Here is a 23,419-nt window from a genome sequence, read left to right on the forward strand (position 1 = left end):
AGGGCGCGGGGTGGGGCGGCGGCATCCCCCGTGCGGTGGATGCGGGGGCTGCTTGCGGGGCGGGGCCCTTCGACAGGCTCAGGGACCCAGTGCCTCGGGGCGGGGCCCTGAGCCTGTCGAAGCACCCGAGCCGAGAAACTCGCCGGTTCCAGCACCCCGTTGACACCGGTTCCTCGGCGGACGAGTATCGGCCAAGCGGAAGATCGCGCCGGGAGACGCATCGCCGTCAGCATCCGATGCATCGACGAAGGAGTCCGCGCATGACCGCTCAAGGCCGCATCCTGATCGACCTGTTCGTGACGCTCGACGGCGTCGCGCAGGGGCCGGGTGGCACCGACGAAGACACCTCGGGCGGGTTCCGCTTCAGCGGGTGGCAGGCGGGGCATCCGAGCGACGGCGTGGGCCCGCAGATCGAGCGCGGGATGCGCGAGCTCGACGCGTTGCTGCTCGGACGCCGCACGTACGACATCTTTGCCTCGTACTGGCCGCATCACACCGACGGCGACGTGGGGGCGATCGGACGGCTGTTCAACGACGTGTCGAAGTACGTCGCGACCCGCGACGCGCACTATCCGCTCGACTGGGCGGGAAGCGTGCGGGTCGGCACCGACCTCGCCGCAGAGATCGCCGGGATGCGGTCCGCCCACCGTGAGGTGCACGTGATCGGCAGCGTCGACCTCGTGCACTCGCTGCTCGCCGAGGGATTCTTCGACGAACTGAACCTGTGGGTCTACCCGATCCTGCTCGGCGCCGGCAAGAAGGTGTTCGACGACGGCGCGCTCCCCGCGGTGCTCGAGCTGATCGAACCGGCGGTCACCGACGAGGCGGGCGTCACGCTGCTCCGCTACCGCCGCACCGACCGCATCCCGGCGGTGTCGACCTTCTAGCGGTCAGCCAGGATCCGCTCGATCACCCGCGCGACCCCGTCATCATCGTTCGACTCCGCGATCTCGTCGGCGGCATCCTGTACGACGGCATCCGCGTCGGCCATCGCGACCCCGCGGCCGGCCCAGCGCAGCATCTCGACATCGTTGAGGGCATCGCCGAACGCCATCACATCGGTGCGGTCGATGCCGAGGTGGGCGCAGAGGCGGGCAAGGCCGGTGGCCTTCGTGACGCCCTCGGCCATCACCTCGACGAACGGCGCACCCGACAGGGTCGCCTCGAAGCCGGTGAGTCCCAGCGAGGTCAGTGCATCGAACAGGGCGGACGGCGCGAGCTCGGGATGCCGGATCACGAACTTGAGGCTCGGGGCGTCGAGCACCTGATCGAGCGGCACGCCGCCCATCGTCTTCGGGTCGCGCTTGTGGTCGGAGAGGTCGGCGATCGCCGCGTACCCCTCCTGGGCGACGAAGGTCTCGCCGCCCTCGCGCACGCTCGCGAACAGCAGGCCGGGCACGCTCGCGCGCAGCGCCTCGGCCAGCGTGCGGATGGTTTCGGCCGGCAGTTCTTCGGCGAACAGCATCCGTCCGTCGGTGAGGTGCGTGGCGTAGGCGCCGTTGCTGCAGAGTGCCCAGTCGCGGAAGTCGGCGTCGCCGGCGATCGCGCGCAGGCCGATCGGCTGCCGGGCCGTGACGGGAACGACGTGGATGCCGCGGGCCCGCGCCGCATCGAGCGCCGCCCGTGTGCGGGGTGTGACCGACGAGGTCGAGTCGAGCAGGGTGCCGTCGAGATCGGTGGCGATCAGCCGGAGGGTCATGGCCGACGCGTCACGAGAAGATCATCGGCAGGTCGTCATCGTCGTCCGCGCCCCCGAGGTCGATGTCGGCGACGACCGGCACGTGGTCGCTGGGCTGCTCGCCCTTGCGCTCGTCGCGGTGGATCGAGGCGCCGGTGACCGCGTCGGCGAGCGTGCGCGACCCGAGGATGAAGTCGATGCGGATGCCCTCGTTGCGGGGGAACTTGAGGCGCTGGTAGTCCCAGTAGGTGTAGCCCTCGGGGAGGAGCGGGCGCACGACGTCGGTGAGCCCGGCATCCGCCATCGCGAAGAATGCGGCGCGCTCGGCGGGGGAGACGTGCGTGGAGACGCCCTCGACGATGTCGGGGTCGCCGTTGTCGGTGTCGAACGGGATGATGTTGAAGTCGCCGACGAGCGCGAGCGGCAGAGCGGGGTTCGCCGCGAGCTCGGCCGCGGTCGAGTTCTTGAGCGCCTCGAGCCAGTGCAGCTTGTAGGCGTAGTGCGGGTCGTCGAGCGAACGGCCGTTGGGCACGTACAGGCTCCACACCCGCACGCCGTCGACCATCACGCCGAGCGCGCGCGCCTCGAGCGGAGCATCCGGGCCCTCGTGCCCCTTCGCGAAGCCGGGCATGCCGTCGAAGCCGGTACGCACATCGCTCATCGGCAGGCGGCTGGCGATCGCGACGCCGTTCCACTGATTGAGGCCGTGCACCTCGACCTGGTACCCCGCCTCTTCGAACGGCCCGTAGGGGAACTGCTCGGGTTTGCACTTGATCTCCTGCATCGCGAGCACGTCGATGTCTTCGCGAACGGCGAACTCGACGGTGCGGGCGACACGGGTACGGATGGAGTTGACGTTCCAGGTGGCCAAGCGCATGCATCCAGCCTAGTTGCGGCCTCCGACACGCTTGGTGCGGGGTGCGACACGCAGATGACGCCATCACGACATCTGACAGCGCAGTCATAGCGCGTCTCTCCTACACTGGATGCCGTGACCGCACTCGACGCAGACCGCCAGAACCTCCTCGCCCTCATCCAGGACGAGGCGGTGTTCCACGGCGACTTCACTCTCTCCAGTGGCAAGAAGGCGACGTACTACGTCGACATGCGCAAGCTCACGCTCGATCATCGCGCCGCGCCCGCCATCGGTCGCATCATGCTCGACCTGATCTCCGACCTCGACGTCGTCGCCGTCGGCGGGCTCACGCTCGGTGCCGATCCGATCGCGAACTCGGTGCTGCACGCTTCCGTCGCGACCGAGCATCCGCTCGACGCGTTCGTCGTGCGCAAGGAGCCGAAGGACCATGGTCGCGGTCGTCAGATCGAAGGGGCGGATGTCGCGGGCAAGCGCGTCGTCGTGCTCGAAGACACCTCGACCACCGGCCAGTCGGCGCTCAAGGCGGTCGAGGCGCTGCGCAAGGAGGGTGCGGAGGCCGTCGCCGTCGCCGTGATCGTCGACCGCAAGACCGGCGCCCAGGCCGCGATCGAAGCCGAGGGCCTCGAGTGGCGCGCGGCGTTCGACCTCGACGACCTCGGGCTCGACCCCCAGTGACCCGCTACGCCCTCGCCGTCGACGTCGGCGGCACGAAGATGGAGGCCGCCCTCGTCTCGGAGGACGGCACGCTCGTCGACGGCTCCCGCAGCCGACAGGCGACCGGGCGCGAGGCGACGCCGGCATCCTTCGACGCCGCGGTGGCCGCGATCGTGAAGCACGCCCTGGCCGCCCTTCCCGCGGATGCCGAGCTCGTCGGCGCCGGTGCGGGAAGCGCCGGGCCCGTCGATCGCCCGAGCGGCACGATCGTGCCGGTGAACATGCCCTCGGCGCGCGGCTACGGACTCGCCGCAGCGGTGCGGCGCGAAGCATCCGCCGTGCTCGGCCGCGACGTGCCGACCGTGCTCGGTCACGACGGCGGGGCGCTCGCGCTCGCCGAGGCGTGGCGCGGGGCGACGCAGGATGCTCGCGCGTCGCTGTCGATCGTCGTCTCGACCGGCGTCGGCGGAGGCTTCGTCGTGAACGGCGCGTACATCCCGGGCGCCTCCGGCAATGCCGGGCACCTCGGGCAGATCCGCCGTGAGGGCGGGCTGACGCTCGAGGAGATCGCTTCGGGGCCCGCCAGCGTCACCTGGGCGCAGCAGCAGGGATGGGTCGGGGCGACGGGTGAAGACCTCGCGCGCGACTCGACGGCCGGCGACACCATCGCCCGCGCCGCGATCGAGCGGTCGGCAAAGGCCGTCGGCGAAGCCCTGGCGGATGCCGCCACCCTCGTCGACCTCGACATGGTCGCAATCGGCGGAGGCTTCTCGCGGGTCTCCGACGACTACATCGCGCTGGTGCAGGAGGCGCTCACCGCGAGCGCCGTGCACGAGTACTCCCGTCGCGCCCGCGTCGTGCGCTCGGGGCTGGGCGACGAGGGCCCGCTGATCGGTGCCGCGGCGCTCGTGCTGCGGTAACTCGCCGTCCGGTCAGCGACCGGGGACGTAGAGGTGTCGAGCGGGGCCCTCGAAGCGGGCGACCGCGATCTTGAGTTCGGTGACGTCATCCGCGACGGCGTCGATGCGAGTGGTGAGCTTGTCGATGCGGGTGGTGAGCTTCATGTCTACGGCGTCGATGCGAGCGGTGAGCGTCGTGTCGACCGCATCAATGCGTCGCACGCACCAGGCGAAGCCCGCGAGCATGGTGGTGCCGAGGGTCAGCACGACCCCGATTGCACTGAGCACGATCGCGAAAGTCTCTGCGGACACGAACACGCTCCTATTGTGCGACCTGATCTCGGGTTTCGCCACCGACGATACGTGTCGTGCGAGGCGTGTCGCGACGCGCCCCGTGCCATGAAGCTGAACTGGGGGAAACTTCTCTTTCAGCGGGGCTGTGCAGGAGGAGTGGGAGAGAGCGCGGACGGCATCCGTTCACGCTCCTAACAAATACCGCGTACCCTCGAGACAGGACGACGAAAGGGGCACGCATGCGCGTACTCGGACTGCTCTCGGGCACCTCGCACGACGGGATCGACGTGGTGGTGGTCGACTTCGCCGAGAGCGACGGCGCCCTGCGCGGCATGGTGCTCCACGAGGACAGCGTGCCGTACGCGCCCGAACTGCGCGCCCGCCTCGTCGCCGCGCTGCCGCCCGCGCAGACGACGCTCGCCGAGGTGTGCGAGCTCGACACCCTCATCGGCCAGGCCTTCGCCGAGGTCGCTTCGGCCGCCGCGGCATCCGTCGGGGGAGTGGATGCCGTCTGCACCCACGGCCAGACCGTCTACCACTGGGTCGAAGACGATCATGCCCGCGGCACCCTGCAGATCGGACAGCCCGCATGGATCGCCGAGGCCGTGGGTGCGCCGGTCGTCTCCGACGTGCGCATCCGTGACATCACCGCCGGCGGGCATGGCGCCCCGCTCGTCTCCTTCCTCGACGAACTGCTGCTGCGTGGTCGGGGCGACGTGGCCGCCGCCCTCAACCTCGGCGGCATCGCGAACATGACGGTCGTCGCCGACGGCCGCGTCTCGGCCTACGACATCGGTCCCGCCAACGCGCTCGTCGACGCCGTCGTGGTCGACCGCGCGCTCAACGACAAGGGCTACGACGAGGATGCCGCGATCGCCCGAGCCGGCGCGACGGACGAGGCGCTGCTCGCCGACCTCCTCGCCGATCCCTACTACGCGCTCACCGCGCCCAAGAGCACCGGCAAGGAGCACTTCCACCTCGACTACGTGCGCGCGCACGTCGCGGATCGCGACATCTCCGACGCCGATCTGGTGCGCACCCTCACCGAACTCACCGTCCGCACGGTCGCGCAGGACGTCGTGGCCGCCGGCATCCGCTTCCTCGCCGTGTCGGGCGGAGGATGCCACAACCCGGTGATCCTCGACGGCCTGCGCTCCGCCCTGCCCGAAGTCGACGTGGTGCTCGCCGATGAACTGGGGGCGTCGGTCGACAGCAAGGAGGCGATCCTCTTCGCGCTGATCGGCTGGTGCACGATGCACGGTGTCGCCGCGATCGTGCCGGGTGGCACGGGCGCTCGTGCGCCACGCATCCTCGGTACGATCACGCCGGGCGAAGGACCGCTCCGGATGCCGGAGCCCGTCGCCGCGGTGACGAGCCTGACGCTGGCGACCGCCGGCTGAGATCGGGCGGTCGGCCGGCTAGCGCCGCTGGTCTTCGTCCCAGGGGCCTTCCCACCAGTTGCCGCCACGGTCGTCGGAGTCGCCCCCGCGTCGCCGCGACCGCACGAACTGCACGATGACCAGGGTGAGCGAGCTGAGCCCGATCACGATCAGCACCAGGAAGAGCATGTCGCTCTGGTTCACGGTCGCTTCCCCTCCGCGGCATCCGCCACGATCTTGGCGATGCGCGCATCGCGCGTCTCGGCGCGCTTGGCCATCGCGATGTGCGTGAGCCCGAACTTCTTCACCGACTTCGGGAACGCGTCCCAGTTCGCGCGCGCGGCAGGCACCGCATCGAGCGCCGCGGCCAGCTCGGGCGGCTCGATCCCGGCTTCGGGTCCGTCGAGCACGGTCCATGAGCCGTTCGCCTTGGCGGCGTCGAGCACGCGGATGCCGGCGGGTGCGAGTAGCCCCGCCGCTTCGAGCTCCGCGATCCGGGCCTTGTTCGTCGCTGCCCAGCCGCTGCCGGGCCGGCGGGGCGAGAACCACTGCGCGTTCACCCCGTCGAAGGTGCGCACGGGACCGTCGATCCAACCGAAGCAGAGGGCGTGGCGCACGGCGTCCTCATAGACGAGTCCGCCGCCCGCGCCGCCGCGCACGCTCAGCAGCCAGACGCCGGCGGTTCGTTCGTGGTTCTCGTCGAGCCAGGAACGCCAGGCCGCAGCATCCGCCGCTGTGAGGCGCTCGCCGTCGTCGAGAACGCCCATGTCAGTCCTCGTCGAGCGTCGGGATCGACTCGGTGACCGTGGGAAGCAGGTCGGCGACCGAGTCGACGATCTCGTCGGGGCGGAACGGGTACTTCTCGATCTCGGCCTGATCGCTGATGCCGGTGAGCACGAGCACCGTGTGCAGGCCCGCCTCGATGCCGGCGACGATGTCGGTGTCCATGCGGTCGCCGATCATGCCGGTTTTCTTCGAGTGCGCGCCGATCTTGTTGAGCGCCGAGCGGAACATCATCGGGTTCGGCTTGCCGACCACGTAGGGCTCCTTGCCGGTCGCCTTCGTGATGAGCGCCGCGATGGCGCCCGTCGCCGGCAGCACGCCGTCGGCGCTGGGGCCGGTCGCGTCGGGGTTGGTGACGATGAAGCGCGAGCCGTTGATGATGTGGCGGATGGCCTTGGTGATCGCCTCGAACGAGTAATTGCGCGTCTCGCCGACGACGACGAAGTCGGGGTTCGTCTCGGTCATGATGAACCCGGCTTCGTGCAGGGCGGTGAGGATGCCGGCTTCGCCGATCACGAACGCCGAACCACCGGGAAGCTGCTGCGCGAGGAAGTCGGCCGTCGCGAGCGCCGAGGTCCAGATGCGTTCCTCGGGCACGATCAGTCCGCTCGCGCGGAGACGAGCCGAGAGGTCACGTGCGGTGAAGATCGAGTTGTTGGTGAGCACGAGATAGGGGATCTCGTTCTGCTCCCACCCGGCGAGCAACTCGGACGCGCCGGGGATAGCCGTGTTCTCGTGCACGAGAACGCCGTCCATGTCGGTCAGCCAGCATTCGATGTCGTCGCGGTGTTGTCCCATGTGCTCAGCCTAGAGCCAGCGGGTTTCCCGCGCCTGAGCGTGTTGCGCCGACGCTCAGGCCCCGAGCCAGACCACCTCGGCCGCGCCGTCGGGCAACTCCGCCGCGACACCGTCGATCTCGACACCGGATGCCGTCACCCGCACCGTCGACGCGACGTCGAGGCCGAGGGATTCGAGGGCGCGCAGCAGCTCCGGGTCGCGGTCGTCGACGCGCAGCACCGTGCCGGTGTGGCCGGTCGGAGCATCCGCCAGCAGCACGAACGGCACCCGCTCGACGTTGCCCTCGGCATCCGGGATCGCATCGCCGTGGGGGTCGAAACGCGGGCGACCGAGGCGGGCGTCGATGCCCTCGAGAAGGCGGTCGCTGATCGTGTGCTCCAGCACCTCGGCCTCGTCGTGCACCTCGTGCCAGCCGTAGCCGAACTCCTGCACGAGCCACGTCTCGATCAGCCGATGGCGGCGCACCATCGCGAGGGCGCGGCGGGTTCCGGCATCCGTCAGGCGCACCGCGCCGTAGGGAACGTGCGACACGAGGCCGGCCGCGGCGAGCTTCTTCACCATCTCCGTGACCGACGAGGGAGCGATGCCGAGCTTGCCGGCGAGCACCGACGGTGTGATCGGTGCGTCCTGCCACTCGGTGTGCGCGTACACCGTCTTCAGGTAGTCGTCTGCTGCCGGGGATGCCACCGCACCAGTGTAGGCGAGCGCGTCCCCGCGCCCCGGCCCGGGCGTCAGTTCGCGACGGCGACCAGGATGCCGAACGCCGCCTGGCCGGCGAAGAAGATCACGAGGAAGCCCAGGATCGCCCCGGCCAGCGAGAGGCGCCCGTCGTAATCGGGCACCTCGGCGATGCCGATCTTGCGGGCGCGGAACGTCAGCACCAGCGTCGCGACGCCGAGCGCGAGCTGCGTCCAGGGGCTGGCCGGGCCGATGACGGTCGGGAAGGCGACCAGCACGCCGCCGAGCAGACCGCACGCGAGTCCGATCCAGCTGAGGAGACGGACGTTGCGGCGGGCGGTGTCGGCGGACATGACATCGAGCCTATCCGCGCCCCGGACGCGCGCCGTTCAGGCCCCCGTGAGCACCAGCCAGAGCAGGGCGGCGTTCAACGCGATCAGCAGCGCCGAGGCGACGATCCCGGCGGCGGTGGTGAAGCCGCGATTCGCCCACGCACCGAGCGTGCGCTTCTGCGCCGTGAGCGCCACCAACGGGATGAGCGCGAACGGGATGCCGAACGACAGCACCACCTGGCTGAGCACCAGAGCAAGCGTCGGATCGACGTTCAGACCGAGGATCACGAGGGCGGGGATGAGGGTGACCAGTCGGCGGGCGAGCAGCGGGATGCGCACGTGCAGCAGGCCGTGCATGATCTCCGCTCCGGCGTAGGCGCCGACGGAGGTCGAGGCGAGACCCGAGGCGAGGAGGCCGACGGCGAAGAACGTGGCGACGACCGGGCCGAGTCCTGCCGTGAGGGCGGCGTGCGCGCCCTCGAGAGAGTCGGTGCCCTCGACGCCCGCGAGGTTCGCCGCCGCGAGCAACAGGATGCCGAGGTTCACCGAGCCCGCGATGATCATCGCGATCGTGACGTCCCAGCGGGTGGCGGTGAGCAGGCGACGGATGCGCGACGTCTCGGTGCGCGCGGCCTCGGTCGTGGCATCCGCGGGCGTCTGGTGCGGGTTGGCACCGAACCGGTCGCGGGTGAGCGCGGAATGCGCGTAGATGGCGTGCGGCATGATCGTCGCCCCCAGGATGGACGCCGCGAGCAGCACCGATCCGGTTCCCTCGAAGCGCGGAACCAGGCCGCCGATGACGCCCGCCGGGTCCGGCGGCGCGACGAAGACGCCGGCGACGAAGCCGATCGTGATGATCGCCATGAGCGCGATGATGACGAACTCGAAGGGGCGCGCGCCGCGACGGTTCTGCACCGTGAGCAGGATCATCGAGACCGCACCCGTGATGAAGCCGCCGAGCAGAAGAGGCACGTTGAAGAGGAGGTTCAGGGCCACCGCGCCGCCGATGATCTCGGCGAGGTCGGTCGCCATCGCCACGAGCTCGGCCTGCAGCCAGTACGAGCGTCGGGCCCAGCGGTTGCGCAGGCGGGAGCCGAGGACCTCGGGCAGGCTCTGTCCCGTCACGACGCCGAGCTTGGCCGACAGGTATTGGATCAGCCAGGCCATCACGTTGCCCGCGATCACGACCCAGACGAGCAGATATCCGTACTGGGCGCCCGCGGTCATGTTGCTCGCGACGTTGCCGGGGTCGAGATAGGCGACACCCGCGACGAGCGCAGGCCCGAGCAACCACAGGCTGCGCGGAGGCGTGGTGCGGGTGGTCGGGGCGTCGATCACCGATATATTTTTCGGCACGCCGAAACTCTACTCCCGTGGCGAGGCGGATAGCCTGGCGGGATGGAAGAGCAGACGCCGGAGCGCACCACCCACGGCGTCGGGCCCTGGCCCGGAGAGGCATCGGAGTGGCCCCCGGGCGCGGAGTACGACCCCGAACTCCTCGAGCACGGCGACACCCGCAACGTGATCGATCGATACCGCTACTGGCGGATGGAGGCGATCGTCGCCGACCTCGACACGCACCGGCATCCGTTCCATGTCGCCATCGAGAACTGGCAGCACGACATGAACATCGGGTCGATCGTGCGCAGCGCCAACGCGTTCCTCGCCGACACCGTGCACATCATCGGACGGCGCCGCTGGAACAAGCGCGGCGCCATGGTCACCGACCGCTACCAGCACGTCGTGCACCACGAAGACATCGAAACCTTCGCGGCGTGGGCCGCGGCGGAGGGGATGCCGATCGTCGCCGTCGACAATGTCGAGGGGTCGGTGCCGGTCGACAAGGCCGAGCTGCCCGAACGGTGCGTGCTGCTGTTCGGTCAGGAGGGGCCGGGGCTGTCGGCGGAGGCGCTCGCCGCGGCATCCGCCCACATCGAGATCACCCAGTACGGCTCGACGCGTTCGATCAACGCCAGTGCCGCAGCCGCCGTGATCATGTACGAGTGGTGCCGGCGGTACGCGGACTGATCACCCGATCCGGGCGCTGATCCGGATCTCGTCCGCGACCGTCACGCGCACGTCGTGCAGGCGCACGGTCACCCCGCCCACCGCGAGGCTCGCGTTCAGGTCGTGGCGTCGCCCGATCTCGGCGCGGATCGTCTTGCGCGCGGCGCGCAGAGCGAGGGCGATGAACGGGTTGCGGCTGCCGACGCGCAGGTCGCGCACCGTGAGCACTCCATCGGGATCGATGCCGATGCGCGCACTGCCGCGGGCGGATGCCGAGAGGAGGCGCCAGCGCACCTCGGCGGCTCCGTCGACGCGGATGCCGTCGGCTCCGTCCTGCGCGGCGGTGACCGTGAGTCGGCGGGGGCGCGCGCCGGACGCCTGGAATGCCGGACGAAGGAGGGCGGTGAGGAGCGGCGTCAGGTCGGAGGTGCGCATCGAGGCGAGGAACGACCCGCGCATTCCCGCGCCGCCCTCGGCGAGGGTGAGGCCGTAGCGGCTCTCGGGGCGCCCCTCGGCGACGGGGGAGGCGTAGACCTGCCATTCGATCGGTGCGTCGTCGATCTGCGCGTCGATGGCGAGGGGAATGCCCTCGATCTCGACGGGGCGCGCGAGCATCCGCACCGTGCGTGCTGCACCGCGTCGACGCTCGACGATCTCGGGTGTGACGGGCGGGAGGGATGCCGTCGGCGTGCGGTCGTGTCGGGGCGCGCCGAGGTCGAGAGCGACGCCGCTCGCGTCGACGACGAGCTGATCGAGGTCGTCGCCGTCGACCGTCGCCGAGATGCGCACGTCATCGATGCCGCGGATCTCGAACTCGGACGGGTCGGGGCGCAACGACGCCCGCGCCCACCGCGTCACGGTGAGGGAGTCGCCGGGCCAGTCGTGCGTCGTCATCCGGCGTCAGTCGCGATCGATTCCGAGGACGTGTCGATACAGTGCGCTGACGTCGCGGTCGAGGGCGTCGATTCGGCTGTGGACGCTCCGGATCTCGGTCTTCATCACGTGGATGAAGAGCGTCGAGACGATCGTGATCATGCCGAACATCGCCGCGGCGAAGACACCGATCAGTACCCATACCTGCGGTTCGTCCATGCCCAGCATTCCTCCATTGTCGATCGCGAGCCTTCAGACTTCCAGGCCGGGTCAGGGTGAAGTTTCGCCGGAGACAAGATGTGTGGAGAACGCGTCGAAGGGCGCAGTTGTGCAGGACTAGACGCCGGCTGTCATCCATCGACCCGAGCGCACGCGCCAGCCGAGGGTCGCGAGCCTCGCGAGCAGGTAGACGCCGAAGAACGCCACGGCGAGCCAGATGAGCCCCGCGGTATCGTCGACTCCGAGCGCCGAGATGAGCCAGAGCGTCGGGAGGAACGGCACGAGGGTGAGGCCGCCCGCGATCGCGAGGTACCGTGCGTCGTTCGCGCCCATCAGTACCCCGTCGAGCACGAACACGACACCCGCCACCGGCTGCGCGACGGCGAGCACGAGGAGCGCGGGCTGCACGAGGGCGGCGATCTCGGCATCCCCCGTGAAGACGATCCCCAGCACGCCGGAAAGAGCGGCGATCACCCCGCCCACGATGACGCCGAACCACACGCCCCAGGCGACCGTGCGCCCGAGCACGCGCTGCACCTGGCGTTCGTCTCCGGCGCCGAGCTCCTTGCCGATCAGCGCCTGCGCGGCGATCGCGAGCGCGTCGAGCGCGAACGCAGCCGCCGAGAAGATCGTGAAGACGATCTGCCACCCGGCCAGTTCGTCGGTGCCGACGGCGGTCGCGACGGCCACGGTCGCGAGCAGCGCGACGCGCAGGCTCACGGTACGCAGGAACAGCCATCCGCCCGATCTCGCGGTGCTCGCGAGTCCGGTGCGCTGCGCGCGGAGCGAGGCGTCGTGCTTCGCGGCGAGTCGGCGCACCACCAGCACGTACGCACCGACCATGCCCCACTGCGCCGTGACCGTGCCCGCCGCGGAGCCGGCGATGCCCCACCCGAGCCCGTAGATGAAGAGCACGTTGAGCAGCGCGTTCGCGCCGAAGCCGAGTCCCGCGATCCAGAGCGGGGTCATCGTGTTCTGCATGCCGCGCAGCAGGCCCGTGGCGGCGAACACGATGAGCATGGCGGGCAGGCCCCACATCGAGATCACGAGGTAGTCGTTGGCCTGCGCAGAGACGGCCTCGCTCGCACCGAACAGGGAGACGAGCCAGGGGGAGGAGACAGCGCCCACCACCGCGAGCACCGACCCGAGCCCGAGCGCGAGCCACATGCCGTTGATACCGACGCTCACGGCCTCGCCCGGCTGCCCCGCACCGAAGCGTCGCGCGACGGCGGGCGTCGTGGAGTAGGCGAGGAACACCATCAGGCCCACGATGGTCTGCAGCACGGCTCCGGCGATGCCGAGGCCGGCGAGCGGCGTCGTGCCGAGGTGGCCGATGAGTGCGGCGTCGACGATGAGGAACGCCGGTTCGGCGATCAGCGCGCCGAGGGCGGGGACGGCGAGGCGCAGGATCTCTCGGTTGAGGGAGCGGCGCGCGGTCATCCTCCGAGCCTATTGGCCACCGCCGACACGGTGACGCGCCCGCGCCCGGCGGCGCGCGGCAGGCGCACGTGACGGAGGAGAACTCGCGCAGGGGAGGATCGATCGGCCGAAAGCATCCTCCGCAGCCCGAGATCTCCTCCCGAGCGTGCGCCCGCGCCCGGCGGCGGGGACGGTCGTAGGGTGGAAGGAGGTCGGATGCCGCAGATCGGAGCGTCATGACGGATCCCCGTGAGGAGGCCGCCCGCTATCGGGCGCGGCAGCAGGCGCGCCACGACGGCGACGAGGCGGATGCTGAGGACGGCGTGGCTCCGGGCATCGCCGCGGCCGTCGACCGGGCCGCCTTCATCGAGACGGCGATCCAGGTCGCGATCCGGCGCGGCGAATTCGACGACCTCCCCGGTGCCGGCAAGCCGCTGGAGGGCCTCGGGACGCATCACGATCCCGACTGGTGGATCCGTCGCAAGATCGAGACCGAGAACCTCACCGGCCTCGGTCCACCGGCGCTGCTGTTGCGCTCGGAGGATCGAGAGCTCGAGGGCGAACTCGACCGACTCGGTCGGGAGGCGGACGTCCGCTCCGTGCTCGAGGACTTCAACCGTCGCGTGAAAGAGGCTCGTCGGCAGCTCCAGGGCGGGCCGCCCGTCGTCACCGAGCCGCGCGATGTGGAGGCCGAGGTCGAGGCATGGGCGACGCGCCGGGCCGAGCGGTCGGCGGCCGCGGCGGCGACAGCGCCCGCGAGTCCGAAGCGCCGCCGGTTCGGCCTGCGCAGACGCTGACCGTTCGTGACGGATTCCCTTCGTCCCTGGACACGATGTCGGGGGTGCGTCCTAGGGTGGAGCGTATGACTGATGCGCTTCCTTCGGGCCTCGCCCTCGACGAGTTCAGCTCCGACATCCGCCCGCAGGACGACCTCTATCGCCACGTCAACGGCGCCTGGCTCGACCGCACCGAGATCCCCGGAGACAAGGCTCGCTGGGGATCGTTCCACCTGCTCGCCGAGCAGGCCGAGAAAGACGTGCGGGCGATCATCGAGGAGTCGCAGGATGCCGAGACCGGCACCCTCGCGCGCAAGATCGGCGACCTCTTCGCGAGCTTCATGGACACCGATCGCATCGCTGCCGCGGGTACGGCCCCCCTCGCCGAGACCCTCGCCGAGATCGACGCGATCGACGATGTCGCTTCCTTCCTGCGCACCGTCGGCGCCTACGACCGCGACGGCCGCGCCGCCGTGATCGGGCTCTACGTCGACGGCGATCCCGGCAACCCCGAGCGCTACGTGCCTGTGCTCGTGCAGGCGGGGCTGTCGCTCCCCGACGAGAGCTACTTCCGCCTCGACACGTTCGCCGACACGCGCGCCGCATATCGCGCGCACCTCGAGCGTCTCCTCGCGCTGGCGGGGATCGCGGATGCCGCGGCGAACGCCGAGCGGTCGATCGCGCTCGAGACCGAACTCGCCGGTCACCACTGGGACAACGTGCGCAGCCGCGACGCGGTCGCCACCTACAACCTCAAGACCTGGGACGAGTTGCAGGAGCTCGCGGGCGTCGACCTCACCCCGTGGCGCGAGGCCGTCAGCCCGTCGAACTCGGGTGCCTTCGACGAGGTCGTCGTCTCGCAGCCGAGCTTCTTCGAGGGCCTCGGCTCGCTGCTCACGCCCGAGCGCCTCGACGACTGGAAGGCGTGGTTGCGCGCCAAGGCCGTGCATGCCGCCGCCGCATACCTCACCGACGACCTGGTCGAGGAGAACTTCTCGTTCTACGGCACCCAGCTCACCGGCGTACCCACCATCCGCGAGCGGTGGAAGCGCGGCGTCTCGCTCACCGAGGGCGCCCTCGGTGAGGCGATCGGCAAGGTCTACGTCGAACGGCATTACCCGGCGACGGCGAAGGCCGCGATGGACGAGCTGGTCGCGAACCTCATCGAGGCGTACCGGCAGAGCATCACCGCTCTCGAGTGGATGACGCCCGAGACGCGCGAGCGTGCCCTCGCCAAGCTCGACTCCTTCACGCCCAAGATCGGCCACCCCGAAGTGTGGCGCGACTACTCGAGCCTCGAGATCGACGCCGCCGACCTGCTCGGCAACGTACGCCGTGCGTCGACCTTCGAGCATGACCGCAACATCGACAAGGTCGGCAAGCCCATCGACCGCACCGAGTGGCACATGCCGCCGCAGATGGTCAACGCGTACTACAACCCGTCGATGAACGAGATCGTCTTCCCGGCCGCGATCCTGCAGTACCCCTTCTTCGACGCGTCGCGCGATGCGGCCGCCAACTACGGCGGCATCGGCGCCGTGATCGGGCACGAGATCGGCCACGGGTTCGACGACCAGGGCAGCCGCTACGACGGTGACGGTCGACTCGAGGACTGGTGGACGGATGCCGACCGCTCGGCGTTCGAGGAGCGCACCAAGGCCCTCATCGCGCAGTACGACGCGCTGGTTCCGGAAGGGCTCGACGCCGAGCACCACGTCAACGGTGCCCTGACGATCGGTGAGAACATCGGCGACCTCGGCGGTCTCGGTATCGCGCTCAAGGCGTACGAGCTCTCGCTGAACGGCGCCGAGGCGCCCGTCATCGACGGACTCACCGGCGTGCAGCGGCTGCTGCTCTCGTGGGCGCAGGTGTGGCAGCAGAAGAGCCGTGAGGCCGAGACGCTGCGTCTGCTCACGATCGATCCGCACTCGCCGAACGAGTTCCGCTGCAACCAGATCGTGCGCAACATCGACGCCTTCTACGAGGCCTTCGACGTGACCTCCGGCGATGCTCTGTGGCTCGCAGAAGACGCACGCGTGACGATCTGGTGACCAATCACCGGAGTCTGTGAGACCGTCCCACGCGGCGGGGTTACGATAGCCCTGCCGCGGGGGACGAGCCCCTCGGCATCCCGCCATCCGTCTCCCCGATAAGGATCACGCGTGGGCTCCCCCCAACCCTCGATTCCCGAGCCTGTCGACGGCTCGAACGCGGTGCTGCGTCGCTCACAGCGCCCCACCAGACGTAGTCCTCGGCGCGCAGCCGTGGGGCGTCGGTCCTTCACCGCGACTCTCGGCGCCCTCGAGAATCTGGTCGATTCCGGCGCGCAGGTCTCGGTGCACGTCGTCGATCTCGACAGTCACGTGCACGTGCTCGCGGGCGACGACCACGTCACCATGCCGGTCGCCGGACTCGGCGTCGTGCCGCTCCTCATCGAGGTCGCCGCAGGCTTCGAGAGCGGCGCCCTCGACCCGCTCGAGATCATCGACCGCTCGAGCGTCGAGGAGGTGTCGACCTCGGGACTGTGGCGTCATCTGCACGCACCGGCCCTGCCGCTCGAAGACCTCGCCGTGCTCGCCGCCACCGCGGGAGACCCGATCGCGGTCAATGCCCTGCTCCGCAAGGTCGGACACGACCGCGTGCGCGAGCGCATCGAAGCCCTCGGCCTGCGGCGCACCGCCGTGCTCGACCGGTTCCGCGACCAGCGCGGCCCCGACGACGCCCCGCAGGTCGCCGTCGGCTCCACGCGCGAATTCGCCGGCCTCTTCTCGGCCCTCGTGAACTCCGCCGTGGTGGACGCCGCGGTCAGCGCTCGAGTGTCGGAGTGGCTCAGCCTCAACCAGGATCTGAGTCTGGTCGCGGCATCCACCGGCCTCGATCCCTTCGCTCACGACCACGACGCGCACGGCCTCCTCTTCGTCAACAAGACCGGGCGCGACCGGGGCGTGCGCGCCGAGGCGGGGGTGCTTGCGGGCCCGCGCGCCGGCGTCGCCTACTCGCTCATCGTCTGCTTCGACGACCTCTCGATCACCCACCGGTTGCGTGCGCACGATGCGTTCCGCGTGCTCGGCGTCGAGCTCATGGAGTACACGCACTGACCGACCCGCGGGGCGGGATGCTTCGACAGGCTCAGCAACCCAGTTGTGTGACTGGGCCCTGAGCCTTTCGAAGGGCCCGCGAGTGACTGGGTCCCTGAGCGCACACTGGGTCCCTGGGCTTGTCGAAGGGGCCACCACCAGACCCCCGAACGCTAGGGTCGAGGGATGCCACGACCCGACTGGACCCCGCACCGCCGCGACGACGGCGAACTGCTCGGCTGGATCCACCCGGCGGGCGATGACTGGGTCGCCGTCGATGTGCTCGGACGCCCGGCATCCGCTCCCACCGAATGGCTCGATGCCGAGGCTGCTCTCGACGAGCGAGGCATCGCCTGGCTCGCCGATCCGTGGATGCTCGAGGGCGAAGCGGATCGTCCGTTGCGGGTGCGCATCGTCGAGGTGACGCCCGACCGAGAAGCCGCTCCCGGACGCATCGTCGTGAAGATCGATGACTTCGGCGACGTCACCCGTCCGGCGACCGAGCCGTACGTGCTGCCGTGGCCGATCCCGAGCCGCCTGCGGCCGCCGCGCGCCGACGACCCCGACCCGCGCACCCTCTAGGCCGCGCACCCTCTAACCCCCGCCCCTCTGACCGACGCCGCCCCGGTCAGGGCAGAGACGGATGCTGCTCGGCAGCGCGCTGCTTCGGGATGAAGAGCGAGAGTACGAGCGCCACGATGCCCGCGGCGATCGCCAGCCAGAAGCACACCTGGAACGCGTCGTGCGTCGGCACAGCGACACCGTCGACGTCGATGCTCATGGCCGCGAGCACGCCGCCCATGACGGCGGAGGCGCTCGAGGTTCCCACCGAGCGGAACAGCGCATTGAGGCCGTTCGAGGCACCGGTCTCGTTCGCGGGTACCGAGCGCATGATGATCATCGGCATCGCGGCGAAGGTGAACCCGATGCCGACACCGATGAGCAGGTTGCCGACGAGGATGTGCCACACCTCGCTCGACAGCAGCAGCACGAAGAGGTAGGCGAGCACGATCGCTGCCGCGCCGACGGTGAAGAGCGGGCGGGGGCCGACGGTGCGCTCGAGCCAGCCCGACAGCGGCGAGATGACCATCATCACGAGTCCGGCGGGCATGACGACGAGCGAGGCCGCGATCATGTCGAGTCCGAAGCCCGCGCCGGTGCCGACGGGCATCTCGAGCATCTGCGGGAAGGTCACGTTCGAGGCGAAGAGCGCGAAGCCCATACCGATCGCGGCGATGTTCGTGAAGAGCACAGCGGGGCGCGCGGCGACGCGCAGATCGAGCAGGGGATCGGTCGTGCGCAGCTGGTACCAGCCCCAGACCAGCAGCACGACGAGTCCGCCGATGATGCAGGCGAGGGTCGGCAGCGAGGTCCAGCCCCATTCCGCTCCGCGCGAGACGAAGAGCAGGATGCCGGTGAGGCCGATCGCGAGGCCGATCGCCCCGAGTACGTCGAGGCGTCCGGGTGAGCGGAGCACGTCCTCGGGCACGACGAAGAAGATCAGCAGCAGTCCCACCGCGCCGAGCGCGGCGGCGAGCCAGAACAGGGCGTGCCAGTCGGCGTTGACCGCGAGGTAGGCGGCGATCGGCATCCCGAGCGCTCCGCCCACGCCCATCGTCGCGCTCATGAGGGCGACCGCGGTGCCGAGGCGTTCGGGAGGCAGCACGTCGCGCATGATCGCGATGCCGAGGGGCACCACTCCGGTGACCGCACCCTGCAGTCCGCGCCCGATGATCACCCCGACGATCGAGCCCGACAGAGCGGCAATGAGCGAGCCGACGATCAGCAGGGCGAGCAGCACCATGGCCACGCGGCGCTTGCCGTACATGTCGCCGAGTCGGCCGGAGATCGGCGTCGCGACCGCGGCGACGAGCAGCGTGATCGTGACGACCCAGGTGGTGTCTTCGCGCGAGGAGTTCAGCAGCGCCGGAAGCTCGGCCTGCAGCGGCACGACCAGCGTGAACATGAACGACGAGCAGAGCCCCGCGAAGGCCAGAACCGCGACGATCGCCCACCGCGGAGTGTTCCGTGAGAGTCGTTTCCTGGCCTTGTCGTCGTTCGCTCCCACCGACTCAGGCTATCGGCGTCCGACAGGGGTGAGGGCCGTCGGGCCGCATGTCAGAGCGGCGGCAGCACGAAGTCGCCGGTCTCGCCCGGGTTGACCGCGACCTCCCAGCGGAAGCCGTCGGGGTCGGAGAAGTACCCCGAGTACCCGCCCCAGTCGCGCTCGCGCCCCGCGCTCACCGGCGCCCCGAGCTGGGCGACCTCGGCGAGCACCGCATCGACCTCGGACGGTGTGGCGAGGTTGTGGGAGAGGGTGATCGGGGCGACGCCGGATGCCGGGGCTTCGCCGATCTCGGCGGTGAAGCCCTCGACCGACCACAGCGACAGCATGAGACGCTCGCCGATCGGCAGCATCAGCACGTCGTCGCCCGAGAACATCGGTTCCCAGCCGAGCCCGTCGACGTAGAAGGCGCGGGTGCGCGCGAGGTCTGAGACGGCGAGGGTGATGAAGCTGAGTCGTTGTTCCATGCGGGCGAGTCTGTCACCGGCATCCGACATCCGGAACCGGCCGCCGAATCCGCCGGACGACCGATCGCGTCAGCGCACGTCCTTCATGAGCTTCAGCACCGGCTTGATCGACAGCAGCAGGCCGACGCCGACGAGGATCGCGATGCCGCCCAGGATCGAGAAGTACGGCACCTCGTTGTCGGGGTCGTAGTACCCGACCAGCCAGCCCGAGATCGCCGTGCCGAGCGCGACCGATAGGAAGAACAGCGCCACCATCTGCGTGTGGAACACCTTCGGTGCGAGCTTGGTCGTGACCGACAGACCGACCGGCGAGAGCAGCAGCTCGGCCACTGTGAACACGAACAGGATGCCGACAATCGCCAGCAGCGGCGTGGAGTTCGGCCCGCCGCCGGCGAACGGGAGGAAGAGCAGGAAGGCCGTGCCCATGATGATCGCGCTGAGCCCGAACTTCGCGGGCGTCGACGGCTGGCGCTTGCCGAGGCGGGTCCAGATCGCGGCGAAGACGCCGGAGAGGATGATGATGAAGACGGGGTTGATGGACTGCACCCACGAGACCGGCATCTCCCAGCCGAAGAGGTCGCGGTTCAGGCGTTCGTCGGAGTAGACCGTGAGCACCGTGAACTGCTGCTGGTAGAGCGACCAGAAGGCCACGCTCGTGACGAACAGCGGCAGGAACCCCCACACCCGTGAGCGCTCGGTGCTGTCGATGCGCCGGCTCGAGAGAATCACCGCGAAGTACGCGATCGCGGCCACGACGGTCACGCCGATCACGATCGGGGCGAGGTTGTCGGCGCGGATGACGCCGAGCAGCACGAGCACGACGATGACGACGACGGCGGCGATGCCGATGATCGCGACCACCGGGTAGCGCGTCGCGGGCAGCGGGTTCGGCACGCGCCGCGCCTCGTCGGGCAGCGCACGGCGGCCGAAGGCGTACTGCACGAGTCCCAGCGTCATGCCGATCGCGGCGAGTCCGAAGCCGTAGTGGAACCCGAGGGTCGACTGCAGGATGCCGGTGAGGATCGGCCCCAGGAACGCCCCGAGGTTGATGCCGAGGTAGAACAGCGAGAATCCGGCATCCCGGCGCACGTCGTCGGGCGCATAGAGCGTCCCGACCACCGAGGTCGCATTGGCCTTGAGACCGCCCGAGCCGAGTGCCACCAGGATCAGCCCCACGCCCACGCCGAGGAGTCCCGGCAGGAACGCCAGGGAGAGGTGCCCGGCGACGATGACCATGGCGCTCACGAAGAGCACACGCTCCGAGCCGAACAGTCGATCCGCGAGCCAGGCGCCGAGGATGGTCGACAGGTACACCGAGCCGCCGTAGGCGCCGACGATGCCGCCGGCGACCGCCTGCGGGATGCCGAGACCGCCGTCGGTCACGGAGTAGTACAGGTAGATGAGCAGGATGCCCTGCATGCCGTAGAAGCTGAACCGCTCCCACATCTCCACGCCGAACACGTGCACGAGCGCCCACGGCTGCCCGAAGAAACGGGTGTTCTCGTCGCGGGGCGGGCGGGTCTGTGCGGTCGAACTCATGGTTCGACGGTAGTCCTCGCGGTCGCTGCGTGCGAGGGGCAGAAGGCTCCGACCTCGCGGAGAGCCGCAGATAGAATGGGGGATGCCGCGGCATCCGCGTGCCGCATCCTCACTCGCATCCGACCATTGGAGCCACCATGGCCGAACAGTCCCGCCTCGACAAGGTCATCGCCCTCGCCCGCCACCGCGGGTTCGTGTTCCAAGCGGGTGAGATCTACGGCGGTTCGCGCTCGGCCTGGGACTACGGCCCCCTCGGCACGGAGCTCAAGGAGAACATCCGTCGTCAGTGGTGGCAGACGTTCGTGCGCGGTCGCGGCGACATGGTCGGCCTCGACTCGAGCATCATCCTGCCCAAGCGCGTGTGGGAGGCCTCGGGCCACGTCGCCACCTTCACCGACCCGCTCGTCGAGTGCCTCAGCTGTCACAAGCGCTTCCGCGCCGACAACCTCATCGAGGACTTCGAGGCGCGCAAGGGTCGCAAGGCCGAGAACGGCCTCGCCGACATCCCCTGCCCGAACTGCGGCACCAAGGGTCAGTACACCGAGCCCAAGTCGTTCTCGGGTCTCGTGAAGACCTACCTCGGTGTCGTCGACGACGAGTCGGGCCTGCACTACCTGCGCCCCGAGACCGCGCAGGGCATCTTCGTGAACTTCTCGAACGTGCTCACCGCCAGCCGCAAGAAGCCGCCGTTCGGCATCGGCCAGGTCGGCAAGGCGTTCCGCAACGAGATCACCCCCGGTAACTTCATCTTCCGCACCCGTGAGTTCGAGCAGATGGAGATCGAGTTCTTCACCCCACCGGCCGACGCGCAGGAGTGGTTCGAGCATTGGGTTGAGGCCTGCTGGAACTGGTTCATCGACCTGGGCATCGATCCCGAGAACATGCGCCAGTTCGACGTGCCCGAAGACGACCGCGCGCACTACTCCGCCGGCACGATCGACGTCGAGTACAAGTTCGGCTTCCAGGGCAAGGAGTGGGGCGAGCTCATGGGTGTCGCCAACCGCACCGACTACGACCTCTCCAGCCACAGCGAAGCATCCGGCCAGAGCCTGACGTACTTCGACCAGGCGACCGGCGAGCGGTACACGCCGTACGTGATCGAGCCCTCGTTCGGCCTCACGCGCGCCATGATGGCGTTCCTCGTCGACGCGTACCGCGAAGAAGAGGTGCCCAACGCCAAGGGCGGCACCGACGTGCGCACCGTGCTCAAGCTCGACCCGCGCCTCGCGCCGGTCAAGGCCGCGGTGCTGCCGCTGTCGCGCAACGAGCGCCTGTCGCCGCTCGCCCGCGAGGTCGCCGACACCCTGCGCAGCTCGTGGGCCGTCGACTTCGACGACGCGGGTGCGATCGGTCGCCGTTACCGCCGCCAGGACGAGATCGGCACCCCGTTCTGCGTCACGGTCGACTTCGACTCGCTCGACGACCGCGCCGTCACCGTGCGCGACCGCGACACCATGGCGCAGGAGCGCGTCTCGATCGACGAGCTGCACGCCTACCTGGCCGAGCGCCTGAAGGGCGCGTGAGTCGCGGCATCCGCTCGTCCTGATCCCGGGCGGATGCCGAGCCACCCCCTCTCGCCCGAACCACCCCTCTGCGCACCGTTCGCAGAGGGGTGTTTCGTCTCTGGAGGGGTGGCTCGGCGCAGGTCTATGCTGACCGCATGGTCGAGGACTGGAGCGAGTTCAACGTCGCGATGGCGGGGGCGACCGCCGCGCTCGCCGGACTCGTGATCGTCGCCGCGAGCGTCAACATCGCCGAGATCGTGAAGTCCCGCACCCTCACCGCACGATTGCTCGCGGGCATCGCGGCGCTCGTGCTCGCGCTCGCCGTCTCGGCCCTCGGCCTCGTGCCCGGCCTCGACCTCACCTGGTACGGAGTGCTCATCGTCGCCGCGACCCTGCTGATGTCGGTGTTCCAGGTCAACGTGACGCGCCTGATCGCGCGCGACCCGAATCCCGCCGACCGTGCGCGGCCGCTCAAGTATCTGATCGGCTTCCTGCCGCTCGTCGCGTATCTCGTCGCCGGTGTGCTGGTGGGGGTGGGGCATCCGTCGGGGTTGTATCTGGCTGCCGCCGGATGCCTGCTCGCGATCGTCTCGGCGATCGTCGTGTCGTGGGTCGCACTGGTCGAGGTGCTGCGCTGAGCGCAGCAGGCCGGACGACCAGCGAATGCCGCGATCTCAGCCCGTGACCGTGAGCTCCATCTCGGGGGTGTCGCCCGCTTCGACCCACGCGAGCGAGCGTTCGAGCACACCCCGGAGCACGTCGAGGTCGACCTCGTCGAGGTCCTTGATGTAGAGGCATCCGGCGCCGGTCGTGTGTGGGCCGAGCGCGGCCAGCGCTTCTTCGTGCGCCGCGACGCCGTCGAGCAGGTAGACCGTCGTTGCGGCCTTGCGCGGCGCGAAGCCCAGCAGGCCGGAGTCGCCCTCGGTGCCGGTCGGGTACCGGTAGTGGCAGGATCCGAACCCGATGATCGTGCCCCAGGTGACGGGCTCGCGGCCCGTGACCTCCTGCATGAGCGCGGTCAGCGTTTCGGCATCCCGCCGGCGCTTCGCGGGGGAGGATCGGGCGATCAGACCCGCGACGTCGTCACCGGTGGGCTGCAT

At 69.8% G+C, this 23,419-nt stretch carries 27 protein-coding genes; 11 read left to right on the plus strand and 16 right to left on the minus strand.

Annotated features, from left to right (window positions below):
* Positions 1–260: 260 nt before the first annotated feature.
* Positions 261–887, plus strand: a complete 627-nt coding sequence (locus ACFY9N_RS15815) for a dihydrofolate reductase family protein (protein ID WP_391479790.1) — start codon at positions 261–263, stop codon at positions 885–887.
* Here ACFY9N_RS15815 and ACFY9N_RS15820 read toward each other — a convergent pair.
* Both ACFY9N_RS15820 and ACFY9N_RS15825 read right to left on the minus strand, forming a co-directional pair.
* The gene (locus ACFY9N_RS15820; protein ID WP_391479792.1) at positions 884–1,699 is read right to left on the minus strand and encodes an HAD family hydrolase; all 816 of its coding nucleotides are present in this window, start codon (positions 1,697–1,699) and stop codon (positions 884–886) included. The genes ACFY9N_RS15815 and ACFY9N_RS15820 overlap by 4 nt on opposite strands.
* A gap of 10 nt (positions 1,700–1,709) precedes the next feature.
* On the minus strand, positions 1,710–2,555 hold the full coding sequence (locus ACFY9N_RS15825) for an exodeoxyribonuclease III (protein ID WP_391479794.1): 846 nt from the start codon (positions 2,553–2,555) through the stop codon (positions 1,710–1,712).
* A gap of 114 nt (positions 2,556–2,669) precedes the next feature.
* On the opposite strand from ACFY9N_RS15825, the gene pyrE reads away from it, so the two are divergent.
* Both pyrE and ACFY9N_RS15835 read left to right on the plus strand, forming a co-directional pair.
* Entirely contained in the window at positions 2,670–3,230 is a 561-nt protein-coding gene (gene pyrE, locus ACFY9N_RS15830) for an orotate phosphoribosyltransferase (protein WP_391479795.1), read from the plus strand.
* A complete protein-coding gene (locus ACFY9N_RS15835) occupies positions 3,227–4,129 on the plus strand; it encodes an ROK family protein (protein ID WP_391479797.1) in 903 nt (300 codons plus the stop codon). The genes pyrE and ACFY9N_RS15835 overlap by 4 nt, the downstream gene beginning before the upstream one ends.
* Before the next feature lie 12 nt (positions 4,130–4,141).
* Here the strand turns inward: ACFY9N_RS15835 and ACFY9N_RS15840 are convergent, their stop codons facing one another.
* Complete coding sequence (locus ACFY9N_RS15840; protein ID WP_391479798.1) at positions 4,142–4,420, minus strand: hypothetical protein; 279 nt, start codon at positions 4,418–4,420, stop codon at positions 4,142–4,144.
* Positions 4,421–4,641: 221 nt separating this feature from the next.
* Here ACFY9N_RS15840 and ACFY9N_RS15845 point away from each other — a divergent pair, with 221 nt between their 5' ends.
* A complete protein-coding gene (locus ACFY9N_RS15845; RefSeq protein WP_391479800.1) occupies positions 4,642–5,802 on the plus strand; it encodes an anhydro-N-acetylmuramic acid kinase in 1,161 nt (386 codons plus the stop codon).
* Between the two features lie 18 nt (positions 5,803–5,820).
* Here ACFY9N_RS15845 and ACFY9N_RS15850 read toward each other — a convergent pair whose 3' ends face one another.
* Genes ACFY9N_RS15850 through ACFY9N_RS15875 form a run of 6 tightly spaced genes read right to left on the minus strand, consistent with a single transcriptional unit; the run spans position 5,821 to position 9,728 of the window.
* The gene (locus tag ACFY9N_RS15850) at positions 5,821–5,985 is read right to left on the minus strand and encodes a hypothetical protein (RefSeq protein ID WP_391479801.1); all 165 of its coding nucleotides are present in this window, start codon (positions 5,983–5,985) and stop codon (positions 5,821–5,823) included.
* Positions 5,982–6,548 carry a YdeI family protein gene (locus tag ACFY9N_RS15855; RefSeq protein ID WP_391479802.1) on the minus strand — a complete coding sequence of 189 codons (567 nt, stop codon included), beginning with the start codon at positions 6,546–6,548 and terminating at the stop codon, positions 5,982–5,984. Before ACFY9N_RS15855 ends, ACFY9N_RS15850 begins: the two co-directional genes overlap by 4 nt.
* Position 6,549: 1 nt before the next feature.
* On the minus strand, positions 6,550–7,362 hold the full coding sequence (locus ACFY9N_RS15860) for an HAD-IIA family hydrolase (protein WP_391479803.1): 813 nt from the start codon (positions 7,360–7,362) through the stop codon (positions 6,550–6,552).
* Between the two features lie 54 nt (positions 7,363–7,416).
* Positions 7,417–8,049, minus strand: coding sequence for a metal-dependent transcriptional regulator (locus ACFY9N_RS15865; RefSeq protein WP_391479804.1), 633 nt, complete (start codon positions 8,047–8,049; stop codon positions 7,417–7,419).
* Positions 8,050–8,093: 44 nt separating this feature from the next.
* Complete coding sequence (locus tag ACFY9N_RS15870; protein WP_391479805.1) at positions 8,094–8,393, minus strand: hypothetical protein; 300 nt, start codon at positions 8,391–8,393, stop codon at positions 8,094–8,096.
* Positions 8,394–8,429: 36 nt separating this feature from the next.
* Positions 8,430–9,728 (minus strand): Nramp family divalent metal transporter, encoded by a 1,299-nt coding sequence (locus ACFY9N_RS15875; protein ID WP_391479806.1) that lies wholly within the window; start codon positions 9,726–9,728, stop codon positions 8,430–8,432.
* A gap of 42 nt (positions 9,729–9,770) precedes the next feature.
* Here ACFY9N_RS15875 and ACFY9N_RS15880 point away from each other — a divergent pair, with 42 nt between their 5' ends.
* Positions 9,771–10,400 (plus strand): TrmH family RNA methyltransferase, encoded by a 630-nt coding sequence (locus ACFY9N_RS15880; protein ID WP_391479808.1) that lies wholly within the window; start codon positions 9,771–9,773, stop codon positions 10,398–10,400.
* Here ACFY9N_RS15880 and ACFY9N_RS15885 read toward each other — a convergent pair whose 3' ends face one another.
* From ACFY9N_RS15885 to ACFY9N_RS15895, 3 genes are all read right to left on the minus strand, one after another.
* Positions 10,401–11,273, minus strand: coding sequence for a hypothetical protein (locus tag ACFY9N_RS15885; protein ID WP_391479810.1), 873 nt, complete (start codon positions 11,271–11,273; stop codon positions 10,401–10,403).
* Between the two features lie 6 nt (positions 11,274–11,279).
* A complete protein-coding gene (locus ACFY9N_RS15890) occupies positions 11,280–11,471 on the minus strand; it encodes a hypothetical protein (protein WP_391479812.1) in 192 nt (63 codons plus the stop codon).
* Between the two features lie 117 nt (positions 11,472–11,588).
* The gene (locus tag ACFY9N_RS15895) at positions 11,589–12,911 is read right to left on the minus strand and encodes an MATE family efflux transporter (protein ID WP_391479813.1); all 1,323 of its coding nucleotides are present in this window, start codon (positions 12,909–12,911) and stop codon (positions 11,589–11,591) included.
* A 215-nt stretch (positions 12,912–13,126) separates the two neighbouring features.
* On the opposite strand from ACFY9N_RS15895, the gene ACFY9N_RS15900 reads away from it, so the two are divergent.
* The 4 genes from ACFY9N_RS15900 (at position 13,127) to ACFY9N_RS15915 (ending at position 17,325) form a co-directional block, all read left to right on the plus strand.
* Positions 13,127–13,687, plus strand: coding sequence for a DUF1992 domain-containing protein (locus tag ACFY9N_RS15900; RefSeq protein ID WP_391479814.1), 561 nt, complete (start codon positions 13,127–13,129; stop codon positions 13,685–13,687).
* Between the two features lie 65 nt (positions 13,688–13,752).
* Complete coding sequence (locus tag ACFY9N_RS15905; RefSeq protein WP_391479815.1) at positions 13,753–15,717, plus strand: M13 family metallopeptidase; 1,965 nt, start codon at positions 13,753–13,755, stop codon at positions 15,715–15,717.
* A 213-nt stretch (positions 15,718–15,930) separates the two neighbouring features.
* The gene (locus tag ACFY9N_RS15910) at positions 15,931–16,764 is read left to right on the plus strand and encodes a serine hydrolase (protein ID WP_391479817.1); all 834 of its coding nucleotides are present in this window, start codon (positions 15,931–15,933) and stop codon (positions 16,762–16,764) included.
* 165 nt (positions 16,765–16,929) lie between these two features.
* Entirely contained in the window at positions 16,930–17,325 is a 396-nt protein-coding gene (locus ACFY9N_RS15915; RefSeq protein WP_391479818.1) for a hypothetical protein, read from the plus strand.
* Positions 17,326–17,371: 46 nt separating this feature from the next.
* Here ACFY9N_RS15915 and ACFY9N_RS15920 read toward each other — a convergent pair whose 3' ends face one another.
* From ACFY9N_RS15920 to ACFY9N_RS15930, 3 genes are all read right to left on the minus strand, one after another.
* The gene (locus tag ACFY9N_RS15920; protein WP_391479820.1) at positions 17,372–18,811 is read right to left on the minus strand and encodes an MFS transporter; all 1,440 of its coding nucleotides are present in this window, start codon (positions 18,809–18,811) and stop codon (positions 17,372–17,374) included.
* A 50-nt stretch (positions 18,812–18,861) separates the two neighbouring features.
* On the minus strand, positions 18,862–19,275 hold the full coding sequence (locus ACFY9N_RS15925; protein ID WP_391479821.1) for a VOC family protein: 414 nt from the start codon (positions 19,273–19,275) through the stop codon (positions 18,862–18,864).
* Between the two features lie 69 nt (positions 19,276–19,344).
* The gene (locus ACFY9N_RS15930) at positions 19,345–20,814 is read right to left on the minus strand and encodes a peptide MFS transporter (RefSeq protein WP_391479822.1); all 1,470 of its coding nucleotides are present in this window, start codon (positions 20,812–20,814) and stop codon (positions 19,345–19,347) included.
* A gap of 137 nt (positions 20,815–20,951) precedes the next feature.
* Between ACFY9N_RS15930 and ACFY9N_RS15935 the strand changes: the two genes are divergently transcribed.
* Together ACFY9N_RS15935 and ACFY9N_RS15940 are read left to right on the plus strand one after the other, a co-directional pair.
* Positions 20,952–22,337, plus strand: a complete 1,386-nt coding sequence (locus ACFY9N_RS15935; RefSeq protein ID WP_391479823.1) for a glycine--tRNA ligase — start codon at positions 20,952–20,954, stop codon at positions 22,335–22,337.
* Positions 22,338–22,474: 137 nt separating this feature from the next.
* Positions 22,475–22,957 (plus strand): hypothetical protein, encoded by a 483-nt coding sequence (locus ACFY9N_RS15940; RefSeq protein WP_391479824.1) that lies wholly within the window; start codon positions 22,475–22,477, stop codon positions 22,955–22,957.
* A 36-nt stretch (positions 22,958–22,993) separates the two neighbouring features.
* On the opposite strand, the gene ACFY9N_RS15945 is transcribed toward ACFY9N_RS15940, so the two are convergent.
* Positions 22,994–23,419, minus strand: coding sequence for a DUF1801 domain-containing protein (locus ACFY9N_RS15945; protein WP_391479825.1), 426 nt, complete (start codon positions 23,417–23,419; stop codon positions 22,994–22,996).

Source organism: Microbacterium sp. NPDC008134 (assembly GCF_042957055.1).
Classification (GTDB): domain Bacteria; phylum Actinomycetota; class Actinomycetes; order Actinomycetales; family Microbacteriaceae; genus Microbacterium.